Below are 21,642 nucleotides of genomic sequence, written 5' to 3' on the forward strand. Positions count from 1 at the left end.
GCATGACGGGATATCCGGGCGTGGGACGCGTCCTGGTCGTCATTCCCACGTACAACGAGGCGGACAACGTTGTTGTCATCACCGAGCGGCTGCGTCAGGCGGTTCCGTCGGTGGAGGTCCTGATCGCCGACGACAACAGCCCGGACGGGACCGGGGCGGTCGCCGACCGACTGGCGGCTGCGGACGAGTTCGTCCACGTGCTGCACCGGCCCGGTAAACAGGGCCTGGGGGCGGCGTACGTGGCCGGGTTCGGCTGGGCACGCGACCACGGGTACGACGTGGTCGCGGAGATGGACGCCGACGGCTCCCACGCCCCGGAGGAACTGCCCCGGCTGCTCGACGCGGCCCGTGACGCCGACGTCGTCATCGGTTCCCGGTGGACCTCCGGCGGTGAGGTGGTCAACTGGCCGTGGCACCGGCAACTGCTCTCCCGGGGCGGGAACCTGTACACCCGGCTGGCGTTGGGTATGCCGATGTCGGACGCCACCGGCGGGTACCGGATCTACCGGCTGCCGGCGTTGGACAAGATGGACTTCGAGTCGGTCGCCTCCCAGGGGTACTCGTTCCAGGTGGAACTGTCCTGGCGGGCGCACCGGGCCGGATTGCGGACCGTGGAGGTCCCGATTACCTTCGCCGAGCGGGAGCACGGGGCGAGCAAGATGAGCCCGCTGATCATCGCCGAGGCGCTGTGGCGGGTGACGCTGTGGTGCCTGCAGGAACGCCGGGTCGGGTTGGGGCGCCGACGTGCCCTTTTCGGTGACAGTACGTCGCGGTGGCCGTAGAACCGGCCCGTGTCATGCTTGAGGGGCGGGATTCCGCTGCCGTTCATCATCCGGATGGGGTGACATGCGCCGAGGGCTGAGACTGGTGCCGTTGGCACTACTGCTCGCCGTGGTCATCGAGATCGTGGTTTTTGTCCTGGTCGGCCACGCGATCGGGTTTGGTTGGGCGATCCTGCTCGTGCTCGCCGCCTCGATGCTGGGCCTGGTCCTGCTGCGCCGGGAGGGGATGCGGGCCTGGCGTGGCTTCCGCAGCGCCGCCGAGGCCGGCAGCCCACCGGGCAAACAGGTCGTCGACGGGCTGGTCGGGCTCGGTGCGGGTCTGCTGCTGGCAGTACCGGGCCTGGTCAGCGGGGTTATCGGCCTGCTGCTGGTGATACCGCCGGTGCGCGTGCTTGCCCGCCGTGGTGTCCAGGTGGCAACGGAGCGCCGGGTGTCGGCGATGGTCGCCGGTGACCTGTTCGGGCCCCGTCGGGTACGGGTCCGCCGTGGGGCGCCGCAGCCGACACCGCAGCCCGCCGAGCCACGGCCACCGACCGCCGGGCCGGCGATCGAGGGCGAGATCGTCGACCACCGCCCGAACTGACCCCGGCAACCCGCACCGCGTACGCAAAACCGCCCCACGGCCGACAGCCGTGGGGCGGTGGTGGTTGTTGTGCTGGTGGTGGTCAGACGCGACCGCGTCGGGTCCGAACCTCTTCGAGTCGCTCGGTGAGGATTTCCTCGAGCTCGGCGATCGAACGGCGCTCCAGCAGCATGTCCCAGTGGGTACGCGGCGGCTTCGCCTTCTTCTGCTCGGGCTCGGTGCCATCCACCAGCCGCGCGACGCTGCCGTCGAACTTGCACTCCCAGGTGATCGGAACCTCGGCGTCAACGGCGAAGGGCACCTCGAACTGGTGGCCCTTGGCGCAGAGGTACTCGCGGGTCTGGCGCGGCGCGAGCTCCGTGTTCCGGTCGGACTCGTAGCTGACTGCTCCCAGACGGCTTCCGCGCAGCATGCGCTCGCCCATGATCGGCATTCCCCTCGGTCGTGGTGCTGGTCTTATCGGTGTAACGATGGGTACCGGGTCGGCGATTCCCGACACCTTCGGCAAACGTACTTCTGATCAAACATTCCGAGCGTAGCCGGACACCGCAAGCCGTGATCCGGCCCACCACCGTACCCGATGGGTTCTGGGTTGTTTGTGCGGTTTCGCCGTTTGGTTCCGGTCTGGGTCAGGTGGGGGGAAGCGGGGCCGGCGGTGCGGGTGCCGGCGCGAGCGCCCGGCTGCTCAGGCTCGCCAGCGCCGCGGCCAGGTCGCTGACCTGTACCGACAACCGGGCCACCCGGTCGGCCGCGGCGTCCCGTTCGGCCTGCGCGGCGTCGAGCCGGGCGACCAGTTCCCCGATTCGCGCCTGTGCCTGCGCGGTCGCCTCCCGGGCCGTGCGGACCTGCTCACCCATGCGTTCCCGGTCCTGCTCGGCGCGCTCCGCGGTCGCCCGGGCCTGCCCCGCCGCGGCGGCGTCGCGCTGGGCCTGCTCCCCGGCGAGCGTGGCGTCACGCGTCGCCTGCGTCGCCTGCGCCCGGGCCCGGTCGGCCAGGGACTGCGCCTGCTGCGCCGCCACCCGGAACTCGTCGGCCGCCCGCGTCGCGTCGGCAGCGGAAGCCTCGGCGCGGGCCGCGTCGGCGCGGGCGGTGTCCCGCTCACGGGTCAGATCGGTGATCGAGCGCCGGTCCGACTCCGCCTGCGTCCGCAGCGACCGCAGGTCGGCGCGGGCCGCGTCCCGGTCGGACTCCGCCTGCTCCCGCAGCGCCTGCGCGGCGCTCGCCACCCGTTGCGCCTCGTCGCGTTCGGTGGCCGCACCGGTCGCCCGCCGCCCGGCCGCCTCGGCCAACTCCTCGGCCTGCCGGGCCCGGTCGACCGCGGTGGCCCGGTCCGCGACCGCCGTCGCCGTCGCCTGTTGCGCGACCGTCAACGCCGCCGTGGCCGCCTCGGCTTCCCGACGGGCGTCGTCGCGTTCGGTCTGCGCCGCCGCGACCTCGGTCGCGGCGTCCGCGCGTGCCTGGGCCAACTGGCGTTCCACCCCGACCGGCGACAACTCGGCGTGCAGCGCCTCGGTCAGGGTCTCCACCACCTGGTCCAACCGGTCGACCGCCTCCCAGGTCCTGGCCACCTGACCGGCCAGCCCGGGCGCGTTACGGTGGCGCATCCTGCTGTTACGGGAGGCCCGCTGGCAGGCGCCGTCGTTGTCCCGGCAGTAGCGGAACGGTCGACCCGCGGCGGTGCGCTGGGGGACCGGCCGGCCACAGTGGGCACAGGGGCGGGTGTCGGCCAGGGCATCCCCGGCGGTCTCATGCTCGTTCATCGCCGGGCAAGTCTAGGCGGATCACCGCTCCCGGACGTCGGTCGTGGTCGGCGCAGCGAAAGCGGACCAGAACTGACGCGGGGCGAATCCGTCGCGACGCAGCCAGTGCTCGGTGTAGACGACTCGCCGCGCCTCGATCCGCAGCAGCGGACCTCGGGGCGCCTCCGACACCGAACGACCGCGCTCGACGGCGTCGGACTGCCACCGGTACACCGCCATCCCGTCGTCGAAACCGTCGTCGCCGGGCAGCAGCACCCGGGCGGTCCCGAACAGCTGCGCACCCCGCGAACTCGCCTGACCCACCAGCGGGGCGAACACCCCCACCGACACCCGCGGATCACCGGCGATGTTGCGCAGCTTCGGCGTACCGGCCTGGGCGGTCACGTACAACGTCAGCTCGTGGTGGTAGTAGCGGACCGGGGTCGCCAACGGGCCGTCCGGGCCAGTGGTGGCCAGCACACACATGTTCTGCGACGAGAGCAGGTTCAGGATTCGTTCCCGCAGCCGTTCGCGGGGCAGCTCGGCGGTCGGTGCCGGCCCGGCCAACCAGGAATCGGTGATCATGGCGGACCCTACCCCGGCAGCCGACAGCAACCCGCTGTGGGGATAGGGTCGGCGGATGCAAACCCAGCTCTACGGCTGACCCGACGCGAGGACGATGTCCTCGCCCGAGTGCGCGTCCCGCCAACGGCCCCGCCGTCGCGGCGACCCGGCGCACCGGCCTAGTCGTGTCCGTCTCCGTCGTAGACCTGAAACGAGGAAACCTCCATGTCCCGTCGCCGTGCCCACATCGCGATGGTCGGCATCCCCGCCGTCAGCCACACCCTGCCCAGCGTCGAGATCATCCGTGAGCTGGTCGACCGAGGCCACCGGGTCACGTACGCCAACGATCCCGCGGTCGCGGACCTGGTCACCGGCACCGGCGCCGAACTCGTCCGCTACACCTCCACCCTCCCGGTCGGCGACCACGACTGGCCCGACGACCCGATCGCCGCGATGGAAGTCTTCCTCGACGACTCCATCCAGGCGCTCCCGCAACTGCGCGCCCACTACGACCACGACCCGGCCGACCTGTACCTGTACGACATCGGCACCTTCGCCGCCCGCGCCATCGCCGAGGCACACCAGCGGCCCATCGTGCAGCTCTCACCGACGTACGTCGCCTGGGCCGGGTACGAGCAGGAGGTCGGCACGCACCTGTGGGCGCTGCCCGGCGCGGACGCGTACCGGGCGAAGTTCGCCGCCTGGCTCGCCGGCAACGGTGCCACCACCACCGACGTCGACACGTTCAGCGGCCGGCCGACGCGTGCCCTGGCACTGATCCCCCGGGCGATGCAGCCGTACGCCGACCGGGTCGACAGCGACGTCGTCACGTTCGTCGGCCCCTGCCTCGGTCAGCGCACCGACCAGGGCACCTGGACCCGACCGGCCGGCGCCGCGAGAATCCTGCTGATCTCGCTCGGTACGGCCTTCACCCGGCAGCCGGAGTTCTACCGCCGATGCCTGGCCGCGTACGGCAACCTGCCCGGGTGGCACGTGGTGCTCCAGGTCGGGAAACACACCGACCCGGCCGAACTCGGCGACATCCCCGACAACGTCGAGATCCACCCGTGGGTGCCACAACTGGCGATCCTCGAACGGGCCGACGCGTTCGTCACCCACGCCGGCATGGGCGGCAGCAGCGAGGGGCTGTTCACCGGCACTCCGATGGTCGCCGTACCGCAGGCGGTCGACCAGTTCACCAACGCCGACCGGCTGGTCGAACTCGGTGTGGCCCGGCGCATCGACACCGCCGACGCCACCGCCGAGTCCCTGCGAACCGCCCTGCTCGACCTGACCACCGATCCGGACGTCGCCCGGCGCAGCGCCGCGCTGCGCGCCGACGCCCGAGCCGAGGGCGGCACCAGCCGGGCCGCCGACATCATCGAGAGCCTGCTCCGCTGACGCACCGGTATCCGTGACCGGCGAACCCGTGCCGGGCGCCGGTCACGGATACCGGTCACGCCATGCCCGCGGAGACCTTCGGGTTCGGTACGGGGAAACGGCGCACACCCACTTGCCGTGGTAGCCGCTCTCCCCATCCTGGTGGCAAACTTCGATCATGACTTCGGAGGAGATCACCGCGGCGTCGGCGGGTACCTGGCAACTCGGTGACCTCACCGTCAACCGGATCGGTTTCGGTGCGATGCGCCTGACCCAGAACGGCGCGGCGCTCACCACCGACGCCGTCGCGAGCGACCGTGACCGGGCGGTACGCGTACTGCGACGCGCGGTCGAACTCGGCGTGAACCACATCGACACCGCCGCGTTCTACTTCTCGGCACTGCGTTCCGCCAACGAACTGATCAACCGCGCGCTGGCTCCGTACCCGGACGATCTGGTCATCACCACGAAGGTCGGACCGGGACGGGACCCGTCGGGGGAGTGGTTGCCGCTGGCGCGTCCGGATCAGCTGCGCGGGCAGGTGGAGGAGAACCTGCGTCAGCTCGGTCGGGACCATCTCGACGTGGTCAACCTGCGGGTTCATGGCACCGACTCGATCGCCGAACGGTTCGGTGCCCTGGCGCGGTTGCGCGACGAGGGCCTGATCCGCCACCTCGGCATCTCCAACGTCCGCCCCGAACACCTGACCGAGGCCGAGGCCATCGCACCGGTCGTCTGCGTGCAGAACCGGTACGGGATCGGCGCCCCGCCCGACGCCGACGAGTTCCTGCGTACCTGCGGTGAACGGGGCGTCGCGTTCGTGCCGTTCTTCGCGATCGCCGGTGCCGGCCGGGAAGCGGGCGCATCCCACACCGACCACGACGAGGTCCAGGCCGTGGCGGACGCGCACGGTGCGTCGGCGGCCCAGGTCCGGCTGGCGTGGACACTGCACCGGGGGCCGCACGTGCTGGCCATTCCGGGCACCGGCGACCCGGACCACCTGGTCGCCAACGTCGCCGCCGGCGCGCTGCGGCTCACCCCGGACGAACTGGCCCGCCTCGACGCCGTACACCGACGCGTCTGACCGGCGGCGCCACCGCCGCCCACCTCACCGTGACCGCCGGGGCACGGCGTCCGCCGACAGCCGGGCCTGCAGGTGTACGTCGGGATGCCGTAGGCGCAGGCACCGTCAGACCGTCGCGTACCGCACCCCGGCCAGCCGCTCGGAGACGTCCCAGAGCCGCGCCGCGTCGGCGACGTCGCGGGCGGGTTTGTAGACGGCCAACTCGGTCGGTCCACCGGTGAACTGGCCGAATCCGTCCGGCCCGTAGAAGCGGCCGCCGTGCGCCTGCGGGCTGGTCGCGGCGTACAGCGCGGGGAGCAGCCCGGCGTCCACGGTCTGCACCATGACACCCAGGCCCGCCAACCGCCTCATGATCCACTCGTAGGGTGAGGGACGTTTGCGGCCGAGGTTCGGGCCGGAGGCGTACAGGTTGGTCAGGGTGGTGCCCGGGTGCGCGACGTTGCTGACGACGCCCCACCCCGCCGCCCGGCTGCGCCGGTCCAACTCCAGCCCGAACATCAGGTTCGCGAGCTTCGACATCCCGTACGCGCGCAGCGCCGAATACCCCTGCTCGGCCTGCAGGTCCGCCCACTCGATCCTGCCCGAGCGAGCGGCGCTGCTCGACATCGTGGTGACCCGCGCCCGGCCGGCGCGCAGCAGCGGCAGCAGCCGCCCGGTGAGCGCGACGTGACCGATGTGGTTCGTACCGAACTGCAGCTCCAGCCCCTCGGCAGTGCTGTGCCGGACCGCCGGCATCATCAGCCCGGCGTTGTTGACCAGGATGTTGACCGGCCGGCCCTCGCGGTTCAGGGTCTCCGCGAGCGCCGTGACCGAGTCCAGCGAGGCCAGGTCGAGTTCTCGGGTGGAGACCGTTGCCCCCGGCACAGCCGCCTGGATCCGCTCGACCGCCGCCGCTCCCTTCGCCGGGTTCCGGACCGGCAGCACCACCTCGGCGCCCGCACCGGCCAGACGTACGGCCAGGCCGAGACCGATGCCGTCGCTGCCGCCGGTCACCACGGCAAGCTTTCCGCTCAGGTCGGGTACGGACACGTCTTTCACGACAACTCCCTGGTCAGTGATGCGTTCTCGGACTTGCGTCAACGGTCGCACCGACCACGGGGGAGATCCATGGCGCGCCTATCCAGGGATCGACAGTGCCTGGATAACCGGCGGCCGGTCACGGAGCGCGTGTCCCGTTCGTGCCCGGACATCCGGGCCAGGCTCGTGATCGCGCCGGCCACGAACACACCGCCCGGCCCGCTGCGGCACCGGGCAATGTCGGTGTCCGGCTATCGTGCCGGGGTGCGGCAGCTCGCGTTGTTCGACCTGGACGACACCCTCGTCGACCGGGCCTCGGCGTTCAACGCCTGGGCCGAGGAGTTTGTCGTCACCCACCGGCTCGACGACGAGGCGCTCACCTTCCTCCTCATGGCCGACGCGCACCACTCCGGGCCGATGGACAGCTTCTTTGTCACCGTCAATGAAACGTTCGACCTGGGCGAGGCGCCCGAGCGACTGTGGGCGCAGTACCGCCGACGCATGCCCGAGCTAGCGTCCTGCGGCGCGCGGGACGTCGACGCCCTGCGTCGCCTGCGTCGGGCCGGGTGGCGGATCGGGATCGTCACCAACGGCATGACCGACAACCAGCTCGGGAAGATCCGCAACACCGGGCTCGACGGCCTGGTCGACGGGTGGTGCATCTCTGACGAGATCGGCGTACGCAAGCCCGATCCCGCGATCTTCCGGCTCGCCGCGGACCCGTGCGGTACCAGCCTCGACCGGGGCGGATGGATGATCGGCGACAACCTGGTCCATGACGTGGCCGGCGGTCATGCGGCCGGGATGCGGACGATCTGGTTGCCGCCTCGACGTCGGCCCGGACAGTGGTCGTTCGTCGGCCCGGCACCCGACTTCATGGTCGACTCGGTTACCGAGGCTGTCGAGGTGCTCCTCCGATCGCGGTGACCCGGGATCGTCAGCTACCGACCGGCTTGGCCACGACCAAGTTCACCCACTCGCCCGGAATCGGAAGTTCTGTGACGTTCGGACCTGGTCGCGCGGGTCAGCCCGGGGGACCGGCCCTCGTGGGTATGATCCGGGTATGACGAAGCGCGTGACCGTGAGCCTCCCGGACGACGTCGCGGCGTACCTCGACCGTGAGGAGAACGCCTCCGCCGCCGTGGCGGACGCGCTCCGTGCACGGATGGACCGGGCGGCCGCGACCGTGGAGATGCTCCGGGCGGTCGGTATCGAGGTCACCGAGGAAGGCCGGAACCGGGTACGGGGTTCTCTGCCCCGGCTGACCGCCGGGCAGCGGGCCGAGAACAAACGACGACGCGACATGGTACGCGCGGGAACGTGGCCGGCAGACGACACCGCTTCCGCCTGATGCCGTACGACGACGAGATCGAGATCCGCGCCGTACTGGACACCTCCGCGATGCTGTCCTACGCCCGTGGACACGTCCACGTCGGCGAACTGCTCGTCGACATCGCCGACGAGGGCGCGTACGCGGGCCTGCCGGCGGTGGCGCTGCTGGACGCGTACACCCGGGTTGATGACGCACCCGCCCGAGCCCGCCTCGGCGTCCTGGCCGCCCTGCCGAGCGTCGCTGTCCTCCCCCTCGGATCCGGCGAGGCGGCCGACACGGCCGCCTTCGTCCGCCTGGTCAAGGGCGACCTCGCCCGCGCCCACGCGGTGTGGGCGGCCCTGCAACACGACGCCTACTACCTCACCAGCGAGCCCTACCTGACCCCGTCGGCCATCCCCGCCGACCAGGTGCACCACATCCCGGCCGACGACGTCTGACACCCCTCCCGGCTCAGTGCACGGCCGCCCCGAACCACTCCGGCAGCCGGCCGAGCAGATCCTGCTGATCGTCACCGACCCAGGCCACGTGGCCGTCCGGCCGCAGCAGCACCGCCGGTACGTCCAGTTCCTCGCTGACGTCCACGACGTGGTCTACCCGATCTGCCCAGCCCGCCACCGAGAGCCGGCCGGTCTGGTCGAGCAGCAGCCCACGGCCGCCGTGCATCAGGTCGTACAGGTGCCCCCGCTTCAGCTTCACATCCCGCAGCCGGCGGCCGAGCAGCTCATGCCCATCGCCGAAGTCGTAGCGGACCCCGATCGCGATGATCTTTTCGATCAGGTACCGGTTCACGTCCTCGAAGTCCATCAGCTCCGACAGCAGCCGACGCACCGCCTGGGGACCCGGATCGAGGGACATCAGCTCCGTCTGCGCCCGGGTGTTGTCCAACACCGCGGCGGCCACCGGGTGCCGCTCGGCCTGGTAACTGTCCAGCAGCCCGTTCGGCGCCCAGCCGTCGACCTCGGCGGCCAGCTTCCAGCCCAGGTTGAACGCGTCCTGGATGCCGAGGTTGAGCCCCTGCCCGCCCAGCGGCGGATGGACGTGCGCGGCGTCACCGGCCAGCAGCACCCGGCCGACCCGGTAGCGCTCGGCCAGCCGGGTGGCGTCGCTGAAGCGGGACAGCCAGCGCGGTGAGTGGACGCCGAAGTCGGTCCCGGCCGTCGCTCGCAACTGCTGCTTGAAGTCCTCCAGGGTCGGCGGGACCGTACGGCTCTCGGACACCCCGTCGGCAGGTACGACAACGCGGTACAGCCCGTCGCCGAGCGGTCCGACCCCGAACCGGAGCTGGATTTTGCGGACCTCGGTCATCACGGCGGCCACTTCTTCCGGCGGCGCGGTCAGCTCCATCTCGCCCAGCAGCGTGTCGACCCTGGCGGGCTCGCCGGGAAAGCCGACGCCCAGTAGCCGGCGCACCGTGCTGCGGCCACCGTCGCAGCCGACGAGGTAGCGCGAGCGCAGCTGCGTGCCGTCGGCGAGTTCGGCGGTCACCCCGTGGTCGTCCTGTCTCAGCCCGACCAGTTCACGACCACGCCGGATCTCGACGCCGACCTCGATGGCGTGCTCGGTCAGCAGCCGGTCGGTGACGGGCTGCGGGATGCCGAGGACATACCCGTGTGCGGTATCCAACCGGTCGGGCCACGGCTTGGTGATGCCGGCGAAGTAACCGCCGATCTTGTATTGCTTGCCCAGCTCGAGGAATCGTTCCAACAGGCCGCGCTGGTCCAGCACTTCGATACTGCGGGCGTGCAGGCCGAGGGAGCGGACAACCCTGGTCGGTTCCGTATCCCGCTCCAGCACGACCACGTGTACGCCGTGCAGGCGCAACTCGCAGGCCAGCATCAGGCCGGTCGGCCCGCCCCCGGCAACAATCACATCGATCATGAGACTCCCCGTTCGAAACAAGGTGAACTTTCGGCCAGTGGCCCGGCGCGAACCGCATCTGCCCGCCGAGTGCCCCGCAACCGCACCTCGACCCCACCGGTAGAGCAACCTTCCGCGTGCCCCTCGCCCCGAGGCGAGCACAGGTGATTCGCGAAGCCCTGGTTTCCGCAGGTCCTGGCCCCGGCTGGAGATTGTGGGGCACGACCCGGGTCTTGCCGCAAGCCCCCCGGTGCGGTATACGTTAAGAGTGGCGAGGGAGTAATCGTTTCCCTTGCCAATATTTTTGTCGTCCGCCGCGGACGGACAGACTCCTCTCGCGACGGCGACGCGCCGAACACACCTGAGACCTCATCCAATGCCGGGATCGCTTGGCAGATGAGGCAAGGTCTGCGCGCAGGCAGCCCGTACGTTCGTCGGGCCGTGGTGTCCGTCCTCGGCCGGCCGTCTCGGCCCGTTCCGCGACCGCGTACCCGCTGGCGGCGCCCGACAGGTCGAGGCACTGCTGCGGGGCGCCGTCACCGACCCGACGCCCCACGTACGCGCCAACGCCGTGAGCGCACCCGGGGCCTGGGCGCGTTCGGAGGACGTACCACTGTCGACGCGCCCGTCTGGTCCGCTCGAGGAGCACACCATAACTGTCATTATGGTGTAGCGCGTTTCGTCCCGTTTTGTCGAGGGGTTCCTCTTGGGTCAATTATTGGATTGCATTAGCAGGTAATTCGATAATTCGGGAGGTGGGCGCTGGTCCGCCCGTACGTCTCGGGTCCTCGTTGTCGCTTCGCGGCCGAGGCGGGTGGCGCGTACCCGTGCGTCGGCCTGGACCGCTGGGCCGGCGCCGTCGGAGGCTCATGGTCCTGACCGGCAAGGGTTCACATGCGTGGCGGTGGATACAGGCGGATACGGTGGCTTGGTGGCGGACGACAAGTGGGCGCAGTGGTTGCTGACCAGACGAGATGGCAACAGTGCGGCCCTGCGGGCCCGCAGCGACCGGGACCTCGCGGTGGTCCGCGACGGCGTCCTTGACGGAGCAGGACTGCTGCCCGAGGACGTCGTCCTTGATGTTGGCTGTGGAACCGGACTGATCGCCTTCGGCGCACTCGACCGGCTCGGCCCCCAGGGACACGTCATCTTCAGCGACGTCTCACGGGATCTTCTCGACGAGTGTCGGCGGACTGCCGGCGGCGATGAACGGTGCAGCTTCGTTCTCGCGGCGGCCGAGGACCTGACCGGCATCCCGGATGCGTCCGTGGATGTCGTCACCACCCGGTCGGTCCTCATCTACTCCGCTCGCAAGGCGGCCGCGTTCGTGGAGTTCTTCCGGGTACTGAGGCCGGGCGGGCGGGTGTCCCTCTTCGAGCCCATCAATCGCTTCGCGCGTCAGCGCCGTCCCGACGACCTGTTCGGCCTGGGCGCCTCATCGGTGGACGACCTGCTCGCCAAGGTTCGCGACGTCTACCGGAGCGTCACGGCGGAAGGCGAGCGGCCGATGATCGACTTCGACGAGCGTGACCTCGTGGAGTGGGCGGTAGCGGCGGGCTTCGAGGCGGTGGAGCTGGACTATCGCGCCCAGGTAGATGTGCCTGGCGAGCCGATTGTCGACTGGGAAGCGCTCAAGCAGGTGGCACCCAACCCCTTGGTCCCCACGTACGGCGAAGCGATTGCCACGGCACTGACCGGTGCGGAACGCGAGCGTCTCGACGCGCACATGACCGCCCAGGCAGCGCTCGGCACGCCCACCCGACGCACGGTGGCCATCGCGTTTTTGCGTGCGCTGCGTCCCTGAGCTGCGCAGGACGCCGGCCCCGGCCTGTTGAGGGCGACCCGATGCGACAGCGGCGCGGCCCAGTGGGCGGGGACCTCGACGGAGAGGCGCCGGCCACCAGGTGCTGGCGCAGCGCGGACCACCACCCACCGGCAGCCGGGGACGACCCGACTCCCGTGAGAGCGTGACCCGTACGTCTGATCAGCCTGTCCAATGCACGACCCCGGATGTGTCATTTCCCGACGGATATGGGCATCGGCGCACATCCGGGTGGCCTGAGTGGACGAATGGCGCTACCTTCGGGTCGCGAGACACGGCGCATGAGCTTTCATGCGACCCAAGGGGAGGCTCCCCTGGGCGGGGGGCGTTACAGAGGAGCGGGGTGAATCCACCTTGACGGATACTCCAGGCGTTGGCCAAGTGCACGCTACGCAGGACCAACTCAACGCGATGGCGCAGCGGTGCCAGGACACCGGGGAGCGGCTTGCCACGGGAATGGCGCAGTTGCTCGACCGCATCACGTCGCTGAGTGGTACCGGCATGGCCGGTTCGGCCAACAACGCACTGCAACTGGTCTCGGGTGACCTCAACGAAGGCCTGACGAAGATCCTGAACGCGCTGGACGGCCTGTCCGGCAAGATCAGCGACGCCTCGACGCAGTTCGGGGTTCAGGACGAGGATGCGGCGACGGAGATCCGGGCCGCCGCCGAGGGGACCGGAAACAGCGCCGTCATCAGCGCGCTGCGCGGCTGACCTCGGCGACTGAGGTCCCTACTGGTGGTCGAGAACAGTCGAAAGGTGACACACCAATGAGTATTACCTACAACTTCGGCGCGATCGGCGATGTGGCGACCGCGATCGGCACCTACCAAGGCAACCTGGACGTCGAGCTGGGGGAGCTATACAACGCCTTCCAGCAACTCTTCGCCAACGACTGGTCGGGCTCCGCCGGCCAGGCGTGCGACCAGGCGCAGGCACAGTGGAACCAGGGCGCCACCGAAATCAAAGAGGCGTTGGCCCGCCTCGGCATGAAGCTCGGCGCGTCCGCCGAGCGCATGCAGGAGGTGGACAGCAGGATCTCGGCCAACTTCTGAGGCGCCCGCTGACCGGACGACTCATGAGAGATGTCCCGGCGAGGTGGTACGCCTCCTCGCCGGGATCGTCGGCTGCGGCGGCTGGCCGACGGGTAATACGCTGTTCCGTGCCCCCGCAGTCGTGACGCAGGGCGGTCGGGCACATCGCGGTTCTCGGGGGAGGCACGATGGGGGTTCCAAGGGAAGACCAGGTCGGTGGGACGCCTTCGGACTACAGGTCGTTCGGTGACAAGGTCAACGTCGAGGTCACCGATCTGGTCAGCTACTTCGAGGAGCTGAGTTCGCTCTCCGGGCAGGCCAGCGGGGCGGCCGCTACGGCGATGTCCCAGATGAACATGCTGATCATGACCGGGTTGGCGACCTCGGACGACGGGGAGGCGTTCCCCGAGGGACTGCAGGCCGCCCGTTTCATGAACCACCGGCTCAGCGACTTCCAACACTTCAGCGCCGACGTGACCGAGGGAGTCCGCAACATCGGCTCCGCGGCGGCCGTCGTGGCCGAACTGTACGAGAACTCCGACAGCGAGAACGCGGCCAACGTCGCCGATATCGGCTTTGTCTTCTCCGAACCGGGAGCGAACCCGCCGCGCGGCTTCCGCAAGGTCGAGAGCTGGTCGGAGTACGAGCAGCGGCTGGCCGACGAAGCCGGCCCGGTGCCGATGGCGTCGATGGGCGACGGTGTTCCCGTCAGCTTCACGCAGACCGTCGCCGCCGGCCTCACCTATTACTACTACTCGGACGGCTCCTACCGGGTCGTGCAGTATCGGACCGAACCCGGTACCTCGGCCTGGACGAGCGAGTCGCAGGTGTTGACGACCACCGTCTACGGGGCCGACCGGCAGGTCATCTCGACCGTCACCGAGCAGAGCTACGCCGTACGCGGCACCCCGGTGAACAGCGTCACCACCAGCCGCGGGAACGACCAGAACGGCAGCACGTCGACCACGACGACGACCAACAACCCCGACGGCAGCATCACGGTGACCAACGAGAGCAGCAGCACGGTCGAGGGCCAGCGGCGCGAATCGGAACCCACCACGACGACTGTCGAACGGGACCAGCACCGCGAGGGCGGCACGCAGGGACCGGTGGAGAACGTCTCCGAGCAGCTCGATTCCCACGGCATGGACCACACCGTCCGCGAGTACGGCGCCGGGTACTGAGGAGGAACCGTGGCGGGCGAAGAGGAGTACTTCGGCTACACGTCGGCGCAGAACGAGCAGCTGCAGCTCAACCGGCAGATGGCCCGCCGGATGGGCGAGGACATCCGGCACTACCCGCCCCCGCCCAGTGGCGAGTACATCGAGCCCACACGCAACTGGGACACCGAGGAGGGCAGGGTCCTCTCCTCGAACGAGGAGAAGCAGGCCTTCTACGCGGACAGCATCGAGAAGATCCGCAAACGGATCATGGCGCAGGACGCCACGGTGGTACGTCAGCTGGCGGACCAGTGGTACGAGGTCAGCCGGGTCCTCGACGACCTGCGAACCCGGGTGCTCGACGCCTCCACGAAGCTCAAGGACGGCACCAACGGCAGGAACGGCTGGACCGGCCAGGGCGCCGACGCCTTCCTGGCCCGCGGGCCGGGTGCGACCCTGATGTCCCTCGACGCGTGGGAGGACGCCGCCATCACCAACTGGCTCGGCACGCTCTCCCTCGCCGGTGTGATCGTCAGCCGCCAGGCGGAGATGACCCAGCTCTGGCAGCGGTACGAGCAGGGCATGGAGGACATGAGCTCACGGTGGCTGCAGTCCAAGGGGTACGACTCGGTGGACGACCTCATCCCGGGCACGCCGTACGCGGACCAGTACGTCACCTTCATGCGCGACAACCAGCTCCGCTGGAACTGGGAGGCGCAACGGGTCCAGTACGGGATGGCCCGGGACTACTGGTCGGTGATGAACGAGGACCTGGCCGGCGGCAGGGCCACCGTCTACGAGGGACCCACGGACGCCGTTCGGTTCAACCCGGACTTCATCGCCCGCCACAAGCTGGGCGAGTTGGGCCTGCCGAACATCAATCCGCCGCGCGTGAATCCGAACATCACCGGCCCGAACATCACCGAGACGAGGGTCGTCCGTCCGGACGTGACGCCGCCGGCGGTGACGCCACCGAAGCTGACCGACCCGAACATCACGGCCCCGAACGTCGTCCCGGACCTCACCGCTCCGAACGTGACCCGCCCCGACCTCACCGCCCCGAACATCACGGCGCCGGTGGCTGCTCTGCCCGTACCACCGCCAGTGGTGGCGCCCGTGCCGCCCGTCGTTCCGAGGACGCTGCCGTCGGGCCCCACAGCCGCTGGTGCACCGGCGTTGCGGCCGGGCGGTCTGCCGTCGGCCCTCGGTCGGGGCCTGCTGAGCAACCTGCCCGGCGGCGGAGTGTCGAGTGTGCTGCGCGGATCCGGCGGCCCGACACCCGTTTCCGGGGAGGGCCTGCCGCCGTCGATGCCGCAGTCACGCGCCGGCCAGCCTCCGCCGCCACAGGTCAGGGGGCGTGGGCCAGCCGAGGGCAGCCCGGCCTCGCCGGCCAACCCGCAAGGGAACAAGCGAGGTCCTGAGGCGCCGACCCCGGCCGTTCCGGGCGGCCCGAACCCCACGAACCAGTTCGGTGCCCCTCCGGCAGCGCCGTCCTCCCCGGTGCTGCGCAACCCGCGTGCCACACCGCCACCGCCCGGCGTACGGGCCGGCGGTCCCCGTCGCGGCGGTCCCGCCGTACCGGGGATGCCACCGACTCCGCAGGTTCCCGGCGCCGCCGCGCGTCGGTCTGATGCGGCACCACCGGTGTTGGCCCGGTCCCGGCCGAACCGCCCGCAGGGAGCCGAGCCCGTCCTTCCCCCGGTTCCCTCCGCCGGGTCGGACGCCCCCGCCAATCCCCTGGCCCCGCCACCGCCGCGCACGACCCCGGTCGTCGGTCGAGCCACCCGTCCCACCCCGGGCCAGCGGCAGCCGTCCGACCCGACCTCGGGTGTGGTGCGCGGCCAACGGCGGGCCGCGTTCACCGGCCAGCCCGGTGAGATAACGTCGCGCAAGATGGCAACCGAGCAGCCGCCGGTCGGCCCCGTGGAACGCGAAATCGACAAGATTCGCAAGATCCTTGACCAGGAGGGCGTGTGGACCGTCGAAACCCCGGGCGGTGGCGTCCTGGACGGCGTCCGGCCGACCACCCCGTCGGTGGAACCCAAACCGACCCTCGGCACGTGACCGCTCGGAGAGTCCGCCCGTGGACGACCGTGCTCGCGCTGGCGGCGGCGGTACTGGTCGCGGCCGGCGGTTGCGGGGACGCGGATCCGTCGACGGGCAGCGGGCCCGACGGGGTGCTGACCCTGCCGCCGCTGCCGTCGCAGACGACGGCAGCGCGTACCTCCTCGGCCGATCAGGGGCCGGTCTACGTACCGAGCGGCGAACTTTGCGAACGGGCCGATCTGGCACCGATCGCGGAGCTGTTCCCCAAGGCAGACACCCCGCTCGCCAACACCGCGCGGCTCTGCGACACCTCCCGGTCATCGGACGCCATGGTCGTGACCCTCTCGGTCGACGCGGAACTGCTCAAGGACGGGCGGTGGGCGAAGGAGTACTTCGACACCGCGCGTCGGCGGGCGAAGACCACACCCACGGACGTACCCGCGGCGGGCGCGGGCGCGTTCTGGACCGGCGACGAGCGCACCGTCGAGCTGTTCAGCTATCACGGCAATCTGGTGTTGCAGATCCGCCTGCACGCCCTGCGCGACCAGGACCGGCTACCGGCGGACACCGCCGACCGGCTCGCCCGCGTCGCCGCCGGCACCTTCGCCCGCCTGGCTCCATGACTGTCCCCGATCCGGGCGACCAGCCGCCGGGCGCCCGGTTCGCGATGAGTGTCATCCACCCCGGGTCACCGGTCCTACGAGTCCGTTACCGGCAGGGTGTACTGGTCACGCCGCACGGCTACCCGGACTGGGCGCTCTGCGCCCGGGCGGTGGTGGAGCTGCCGCCCCCCGTGCCCGGACTGACTCGCGACGAGGTACGGGTGGTCGACGTGCTCGCGGCCAATGCGGCGATGGCCCGCACCGCGGCCGGACCCGACGGCGACCCGCTCTGGGTGACGTCACGTGAGCCGACGGGCCGGGCCGTGGCGACCCCGGTCGGCTGGTGCTGGGCACATGTGGCACTGACCCGGCAGCTCGCGCTCGTCCCGATCGAACTGCACGGCTCGTTCCGGCACGGGGGCGGGCTGAGCACGTTACCGGTCGCCGGGCGCGGGCTACGACTCGACGAGCGGCCGGTGCCCGTGGCCGCCGGTGCGTCCGAGAACGTTCCCGAGGAGATGGTCGCCCTGTTGGAAACGGCGTTGGGTTGGCCGCTGCCGGAGGCGTACCGGCGGTTCCTGGCCGCGACCAACGGCGCCGGACCGGCGGGCCCCGGGGTGCTGCCCGGCCATGGTTTCGTCGCCGACCAGCCGCTGTTCGGCATCGCCCGCGAGGACCGGCATCAGGACCTGTCCTACCTGGTGCAGTGGATTCGTGACCGGTTGACCGTCGACTTCCTACCCGTCGGGTACGTGCAGGGCGGACTGCTCGCGGTCCGGGTGTCCGGCGGCGACCTCGACTCGGTCTGGTACCTGGACGACGACGACCCGCGCGACCGTGACGGCTACGACGCGGAATACATCTGCGCGAACCTCCTGCGGCGGTGCGCCGACAGCATCGACGACTTCTGGGCGCGGCTCGTCCAGCCGGCCCGGGCCCTGCTCGCGATAGCCGAGTCCTGGGTTGACGCCGATCAGGTGATCGAGGTCCGCTCCGACCCGGTCGGAGCGGGGTTACCGTCGCGGATGAAGGCGCCGTGGCAGCCGCCGGTGGAAACGGGGCGGGACACGTTGGTTGCGCTGTTCGAGGCCCGATGACCACGGAAAGTCGATGACGATGGGAACTGGGTGACAGTGGAGCCCGGCATGGACCGGCCGACGGCCCCCTGGGCGCCGGCGAACGAGGTGGAACGCCGGTTACGCGATGCCGCCGACGCGGGCGACATACCCGAGCTGATGGGCATCCTCGCCGGTGCGCCGCTGTACCTGCCCGGGTTTCGCGACGACGCTGGGCCGGCGGACGGGGCGCGGCAGCGCCTGCTGACCCGGGACCGCGACGGGGTTCCCTACCTGCCGGTCTTCACCTCACCCGAGGCACTGCACCGTACGGTCACCGCCGACGGGTGGCGCCCGACCAGCCTCTCGGAACTGGCCCGGACCATGCCGTCGGGTTGGGGGCTGGCGGTCAACCCGGTCAGCCCGATCGGCGTCCTGGTCGCGCCGGAGGACGTACCGACGCTGGTGCCGGACGCGGCGGCGCTGGCCGCCTTCGTCCCCGCCACGGAACTGGAAGGGTTGCTGCGCGACGCGCTCGCCGCCCTCGACGGTGAGGTACTGCTCGATCTGCTGGTCACCGCGCGGGTGACCGTGCCGACCCAGGCCGTGGACGTGGACGGCGTACCGACGATTCCGGTGTTCACCAGCTCGGAGCGGTATCACGATTTCTTCGCCGGACACGGCTTGGACCTACCGACGGTCGACCTCGACCTGGTGGCGGTGGTGCGGCAGTGGCCCGAAGGGGACTTCCGGCTCGCCGTCAACCCGGGCTCGCCGATCGCCTTCTCACTGGGCGGCGACCGGGTCCGGGGACTGCTGACGTACGCGGCCGAGCTGGCCCACCGTCGTACCAACAACCCGCCACCGGCACCGCCGGCCACCGGGACCGGGGCGCCCGAGCCCGAGCCGCCGATTCCTCAGCAGCGGGTCGGTGGTGTCGCCGACCTGCTGCGAGGCGGGGACGGCTGAGCACCGGATCGGGCGGACGTCATCTATTGTCGAAACAGGTCGTCGTCGGTGGAGGGAATCGGTGCGACCGATACGGGGAGGTGCGCGCGTGGAACGAGAACGTCCGCAGTGGTCGGCGATACGCGGCGTCATCGATGGTCTTCAGCGCACACTCGAAGACGCGACGCAGACCCGCCAGCAGGTCATGGAGATCACGGGAACCGCATGGTCCGACGATCGCATGATCAAGGCCGTGGTCGGCCCGCGTGGCCAGCTCATCGAGCTCGAGATCGATCCCCGGATCTACCGCACCCCCAATTCCAAGGCACTGTCCGCGTCGATCCTCTCCACCGTCCGCGCAGCCGTCGAGGATGCCAATCGGAAGACCCGCGAGGTCATGGACCGGGTGATGCCGAAAACCGACGGGTTTCTCCCCAAGACGGACTTCGACGTGATGCTGGACAACCACGACGCCGACCTGCCAAAGGCGATGCGCAAGCGGGAGGAGGAGGGGCATGGGTACGTTTCTTAACGTCGACGGGGATCCCAACGAGGTGGCCGGCACCGGCGCGGTGCTCAGGTCGATCGCCGAGTCCTTCAAGACCGAGACCCAGGCGATACTCGGCGACATCAACGCCGTGCACGCCGAGCGCCCGTGGGGTTCGGACGAATACGGTAACGCCTTCGAGACGACCTACTACGCCGTCCCGGCGGGCGCCGAGGAGCCGTTGCCGGACATGGTGCAGACCGGCCTGTCCCGAGCGGGAGAGGGCCTGTCCCGCGTCGGGGACGGCACGATCCTCGCCATGACGGAATACCAGGGCACCGACACCGACAACGCCACCCGGATCAACGAGACGAACGTGTAGTGGGCTGCTGATGGGCGACACCGTCGAGATCTACCTGAGCTATTCGGGTCCCGGGCAGCGCCTGGCTCACCGGGTGGCCGAGACCCTGGACCTGACCGGTTACTTCCACTCCGGCGAGGGCTATGTGTTCCCGGTCGACGCCCGGCCGCTGATCGGGGTCGACGGTTGGGGGCAGTTGACCCTCGATGCGGTTGACCGGGACCCGGATGCCGGGTTCGGTGACGGCGCCGGGCCCGACGAGGAAGTGACGGCGTACGCGCCCTACGGCTTCGAGTTGTCGCTCGACTTCCGGGGGCCGCAGGAGCAGCTCGGCCGGGCGATCTTCGATCGGCTGACCGGCCTGGATCTGTCGATGGCCTACGGCGACTACCTGCGGATCTTCGCCGACTTCCGGCCGGGGCGGGGTACCAGGGAGTTCCCACCCGACACCCCGGCCGACGGGACGGGCCAACGGGTCTGGTCGGACCTGACGCCAGCCGCCGCGCCGAGCGGCGATCCGCTGGTGTCCGGCGGCCCCACGACCGGTGGCCGGGTCGCCGTCTTCGACACCGGCACGCTGCTCCAGATTGTCCCGATGGCTGACGACGGGCGGTGGCGTTGGTCCGGGCCGGTCGCCTCGGTCCTCCGTACGCTCGGGGACGACGGTCTCGGTGTCGTCCTGGACGCCGCGCTACATCCGCGGGTCGTCTCGGGGCACGTGGGGCGGATGGTCATCGAGTCGGCCGCGTTGACCAGCCGACTGTCCGTCGAGGACCTGCTCCGGGGCCGGGGATCGATCGAAGTCCGGGTCGAGTCCGGGGAATGGGTCGCGGTCGCGTGCGGGCCGAGTCCGGTTGTCGGCGACGCGCCCGGCCCGGTGATCGACGGCTTGGTCGGAGGTCACTCCGCCGACGCACCGCCGGAGGCGCTCGGCGGCCTGGTGCGTGACCTGCTCGACCAGCTGGCTGCCCGGCTCGGTGCGACGGGCCGATCCTAGGACCCGGTCCGCCGGCGAATCGTCGGTGAACGCGTGTGACGATGAGCGCCATTGTCAGGTGGCTGCAGTGACAGGGAGGTGTCTGGTGGATGGGGACCGGCTGACCGCTGCCGTGGAGCGCTACATCCTGACCCCGCACGAGAATGTCGTCAACCGGCGGGACTGGCCGGACAGCGTGGCCATCAAGACCAACCGGGGCTGGTACGACGCCCAGCCCGCCGACTGGCTCATTGCCCGGGAGCCCTGGGTCGACCAGGCATTCCGTCTGGTCCTGGACGATGCCGTCGAGGACGCCGCGTCGCGTACCTTCGGTCTGATCCTGCAGCGCGACGGCGGGGTGCTGCACGTCAACGACCAGGCCACCATGCGCGGGTTGGGGAGCCGGTTGGGCGACGACCTGGACCCGCTCGCCTACGCGGAACTGCTGGCCGAGTTCTACTCCGGCCCCGACATCGACCGCCCCGTGGTCGCCGCCCAGGCCGCGAGCGCGTTCACGAAGGCCGGTTGGTTGGTCCACAGCGTCGACCAGATCCTGGCGGAGTTTCCGTTCCTGGACCCGGAGCTGTTGAGCCCGCCGAGCGTGCGCCAGGTCGCAGGACGGGTCGAAATCACCTTCCACTCCTGTCATTACCACCTGGACGTCAAGGGCGAGGTTGACGTCCTGCGCTGGAACGTGGCCGGTGGACCCGGCCATGAAGTCGGTTGGCTGCGGGAGTACGTCGCGAGAGACGTCAGCCGTCCGTAAGTGACAGCAGGGCGGTCACGCACTGGGGGACCCGGGACATCGAGGG

24 protein-coding genes are annotated in these 21,642 nt (G+C 70.4%); 19 read left to right on the forward strand and 5 right to left on the reverse strand.

The window, feature by feature from the left end:
- Nucleotides 1-2: 2 nt before the first annotated feature.
- Nucleotides 3-782 (forward strand): polyprenol monophosphomannose synthase, encoded by a 780-nt coding sequence (locus ACWEFB_RS01435; RefSeq protein WP_452281406.1) that lies wholly within the window; start codon nt 3-5, stop codon nt 780-782.
- A 64-nt stretch (nt 783-846) separates the two neighbouring features.
- A complete protein-coding gene (locus ACWEFB_RS01440) occupies nt 847-1,365 on the forward strand; it encodes an FxsA family protein (protein WP_452281129.1) in 519 nt (172 codons plus the stop codon).
- An 82-nt stretch (nt 1,366-1,447) separates the two neighbouring features.
- Here the strand turns inward: ACWEFB_RS01440 and ACWEFB_RS01445 are convergent, their stop codons facing one another.
- The 3 genes from ACWEFB_RS01445 to ACWEFB_RS01455 form a co-directional block, all read right to left on the reverse strand.
- Nucleotides 1,448-1,789 (reverse strand): RNA polymerase-binding protein RbpA, encoded by a 342-nt coding sequence (locus ACWEFB_RS01445; RefSeq protein WP_452281131.1) that lies wholly within the window; start codon nt 1,787-1,789, stop codon nt 1,448-1,450.
- 205 nt (nt 1,790-1,994) lie between these two features.
- Nucleotides 1,995-3,125, reverse strand: a complete 1,131-nt coding sequence (locus ACWEFB_RS01450) for a hypothetical protein (RefSeq protein WP_452281133.1) — start codon at nt 3,123-3,125, stop codon at nt 1,995-1,997.
- A 21-nt stretch (nt 3,126-3,146) separates the two neighbouring features.
- Nucleotides 3,147-3,689 (reverse strand): pyridoxamine 5'-phosphate oxidase family protein, encoded by a 543-nt coding sequence (locus ACWEFB_RS01455; protein WP_452281135.1) that lies wholly within the window; start codon nt 3,687-3,689, stop codon nt 3,147-3,149.
- 204 nt (nt 3,690-3,893) lie between these two features.
- Between ACWEFB_RS01455 and ACWEFB_RS01460 the strand changes: the two genes are divergently transcribed.
- Together ACWEFB_RS01460 and ACWEFB_RS01465 are read left to right on the forward strand one after the other, a co-directional pair.
- A complete protein-coding gene (locus ACWEFB_RS01460) occupies nt 3,894-5,069 on the forward strand; it encodes a macrolide family glycosyltransferase (RefSeq protein WP_452281137.1) in 1,176 nt (391 codons plus the stop codon).
- A 157-nt stretch (nt 5,070-5,226) separates the two neighbouring features.
- Nucleotides 5,227-6,132 (forward strand): aldo/keto reductase, encoded by a 906-nt coding sequence (locus ACWEFB_RS01465; protein ID WP_452281139.1) that lies wholly within the window; start codon nt 5,227-5,229, stop codon nt 6,130-6,132.
- A 105-nt stretch (nt 6,133-6,237) separates the two neighbouring features.
- On the opposite strand, the gene ACWEFB_RS01470 is transcribed toward ACWEFB_RS01465, so the two are convergent.
- Nucleotides 6,238-7,170 (reverse strand): SDR family oxidoreductase, encoded by a 933-nt coding sequence (locus tag ACWEFB_RS01470; protein WP_452281141.1) that lies wholly within the window; start codon nt 7,168-7,170, stop codon nt 6,238-6,240.
- A 243-nt stretch (nt 7,171-7,413) separates the two neighbouring features.
- On the opposite strand from ACWEFB_RS01470, the gene ACWEFB_RS01475 reads away from it, so the two are divergent.
- From ACWEFB_RS01475 to ACWEFB_RS01485, 3 genes are all read left to right on the forward strand, one after another.
- Nucleotides 7,414-8,076 carry an HAD family hydrolase gene (locus ACWEFB_RS01475; RefSeq protein ID WP_452281143.1) on the forward strand — a complete coding sequence of 221 codons (663 nt, stop codon included), beginning with the start codon at nt 7,414-7,416 and terminating at the stop codon, nt 8,074-8,076.
- Nucleotides 8,077-8,212: 136 nt separating this feature from the next.
- The gene (locus ACWEFB_RS01480; protein ID WP_452281145.1) at nt 8,213-8,500 is read left to right on the forward strand and encodes a hypothetical protein; all 288 of its coding nucleotides are present in this window, start codon (nt 8,213-8,215) and stop codon (nt 8,498-8,500) included.
- Nucleotides 8,470-8,919, forward strand: a complete 450-nt coding sequence (locus tag ACWEFB_RS01485) for a hypothetical protein (protein WP_452281147.1) — start codon at nt 8,470-8,472, stop codon at nt 8,917-8,919. Before ACWEFB_RS01480 ends, ACWEFB_RS01485 begins: the two co-directional genes overlap by 31 nt.
- A 13-nt stretch (nt 8,920-8,932) precedes the next feature.
- On the opposite strand, the gene rox is transcribed toward ACWEFB_RS01485, so the two are convergent.
- A complete protein-coding gene (gene rox, locus ACWEFB_RS01490) occupies nt 8,933-10,360 on the reverse strand; it encodes a rifampin monooxygenase (RefSeq protein WP_452281149.1) in 1,428 nt (475 codons plus the stop codon).
- Nucleotides 10,361-11,270: 910 nt separating this feature from the next.
- Between rox and ACWEFB_RS01495 the strand changes: the two genes are divergently transcribed.
- The 12 genes from ACWEFB_RS01495 (at nt 11,271) to ACWEFB_RS01550 (ending at nt 21,596) form a co-directional block, all read left to right on the forward strand.
- Nucleotides 11,271-12,143: a class I SAM-dependent methyltransferase gene (locus tag ACWEFB_RS01495; RefSeq protein WP_452281151.1), complete on the forward strand. Its 873-nt coding sequence runs from the start codon at nt 11,271-11,273 to the stop codon at nt 12,141-12,143.
- Between the two features lie 399 nt (nt 12,144-12,542).
- Complete coding sequence (locus ACWEFB_RS01500; protein WP_326558412.1) at nt 12,543-12,875, forward strand: WXG100 family type VII secretion target; 333 nt, start codon at nt 12,543-12,545, stop codon at nt 12,873-12,875.
- 56 nt (nt 12,876-12,931) lie between these two features.
- Nucleotides 12,932-13,216, forward strand: a complete 285-nt coding sequence (locus ACWEFB_RS01505; protein ID WP_326558411.1) for a WXG100 family type VII secretion target — start codon at nt 12,932-12,934, stop codon at nt 13,214-13,216.
- Nucleotides 13,217-13,383: 167 nt separating this feature from the next.
- The gene (locus ACWEFB_RS01510) at nt 13,384-14,379 is read left to right on the forward strand and encodes a hypothetical protein (protein WP_326558410.1); all 996 of its coding nucleotides are present in this window, start codon (nt 13,384-13,386) and stop codon (nt 14,377-14,379) included.
- 9 nt (nt 14,380-14,388) lie between these two features.
- A complete protein-coding gene (locus ACWEFB_RS01515; RefSeq protein ID WP_452281154.1) occupies nt 14,389-16,419 on the forward strand; it encodes a hypothetical protein in 2,031 nt (676 codons plus the stop codon).
- The gene (locus tag ACWEFB_RS01520; protein ID WP_452281156.1) at nt 16,416-17,024 is read left to right on the forward strand and encodes a hypothetical protein; all 609 of its coding nucleotides are present in this window, start codon (nt 16,416-16,418) and stop codon (nt 17,022-17,024) included. Before ACWEFB_RS01515 ends, ACWEFB_RS01520 begins: the two co-directional genes overlap by 4 nt.
- Entirely contained in the window at nt 17,021-18,100 is a 1,080-nt protein-coding gene (locus tag ACWEFB_RS01525; RefSeq protein ID WP_452281158.1) for an SMI1/KNR4 family protein, read from the forward strand. The genes ACWEFB_RS01520 and ACWEFB_RS01525 overlap by 4 nt, the downstream gene beginning before the upstream one ends.
- A gap of 48 nt (nt 18,101-18,148) precedes the next feature.
- On the forward strand, nt 18,149-19,027 hold the full coding sequence (locus tag ACWEFB_RS01530) for an SseB family protein (RefSeq protein ID WP_452281160.1): 879 nt from the start codon (nt 18,149-18,151) through the stop codon (nt 19,025-19,027).
- 88 nt (nt 19,028-19,115) lie between these two features.
- Complete coding sequence (locus ACWEFB_RS01535; RefSeq protein ID WP_452281162.1) at nt 19,116-19,538, forward strand: YbaB/EbfC family nucleoid-associated protein; 423 nt, start codon at nt 19,116-19,118, stop codon at nt 19,536-19,538.
- On the forward strand, nt 19,522-19,875 hold the full coding sequence (locus tag ACWEFB_RS01540; RefSeq protein WP_452281164.1) for a hypothetical protein: 354 nt from the start codon (nt 19,522-19,524) through the stop codon (nt 19,873-19,875). Before ACWEFB_RS01535 ends, ACWEFB_RS01540 begins: the two co-directional genes overlap by 17 nt.
- Nucleotides 19,876-19,885: 10 nt before the next feature.
- Nucleotides 19,886-20,851, forward strand: a complete 966-nt coding sequence (locus tag ACWEFB_RS01545; protein ID WP_452281166.1) for a hypothetical protein — start codon at nt 19,886-19,888, stop codon at nt 20,849-20,851.
- An 85-nt stretch (nt 20,852-20,936) separates the two neighbouring features.
- Nucleotides 20,937-21,596, forward strand: a complete 660-nt coding sequence (locus tag ACWEFB_RS01550; protein ID WP_452281168.1) for a hypothetical protein — start codon at nt 20,937-20,939, stop codon at nt 21,594-21,596.
- Nucleotides 21,597-21,642 lie beyond the last annotated feature (46 nt).

The organism is Micromonospora sp. NPDC004704, from assembly GCF_053601675.1.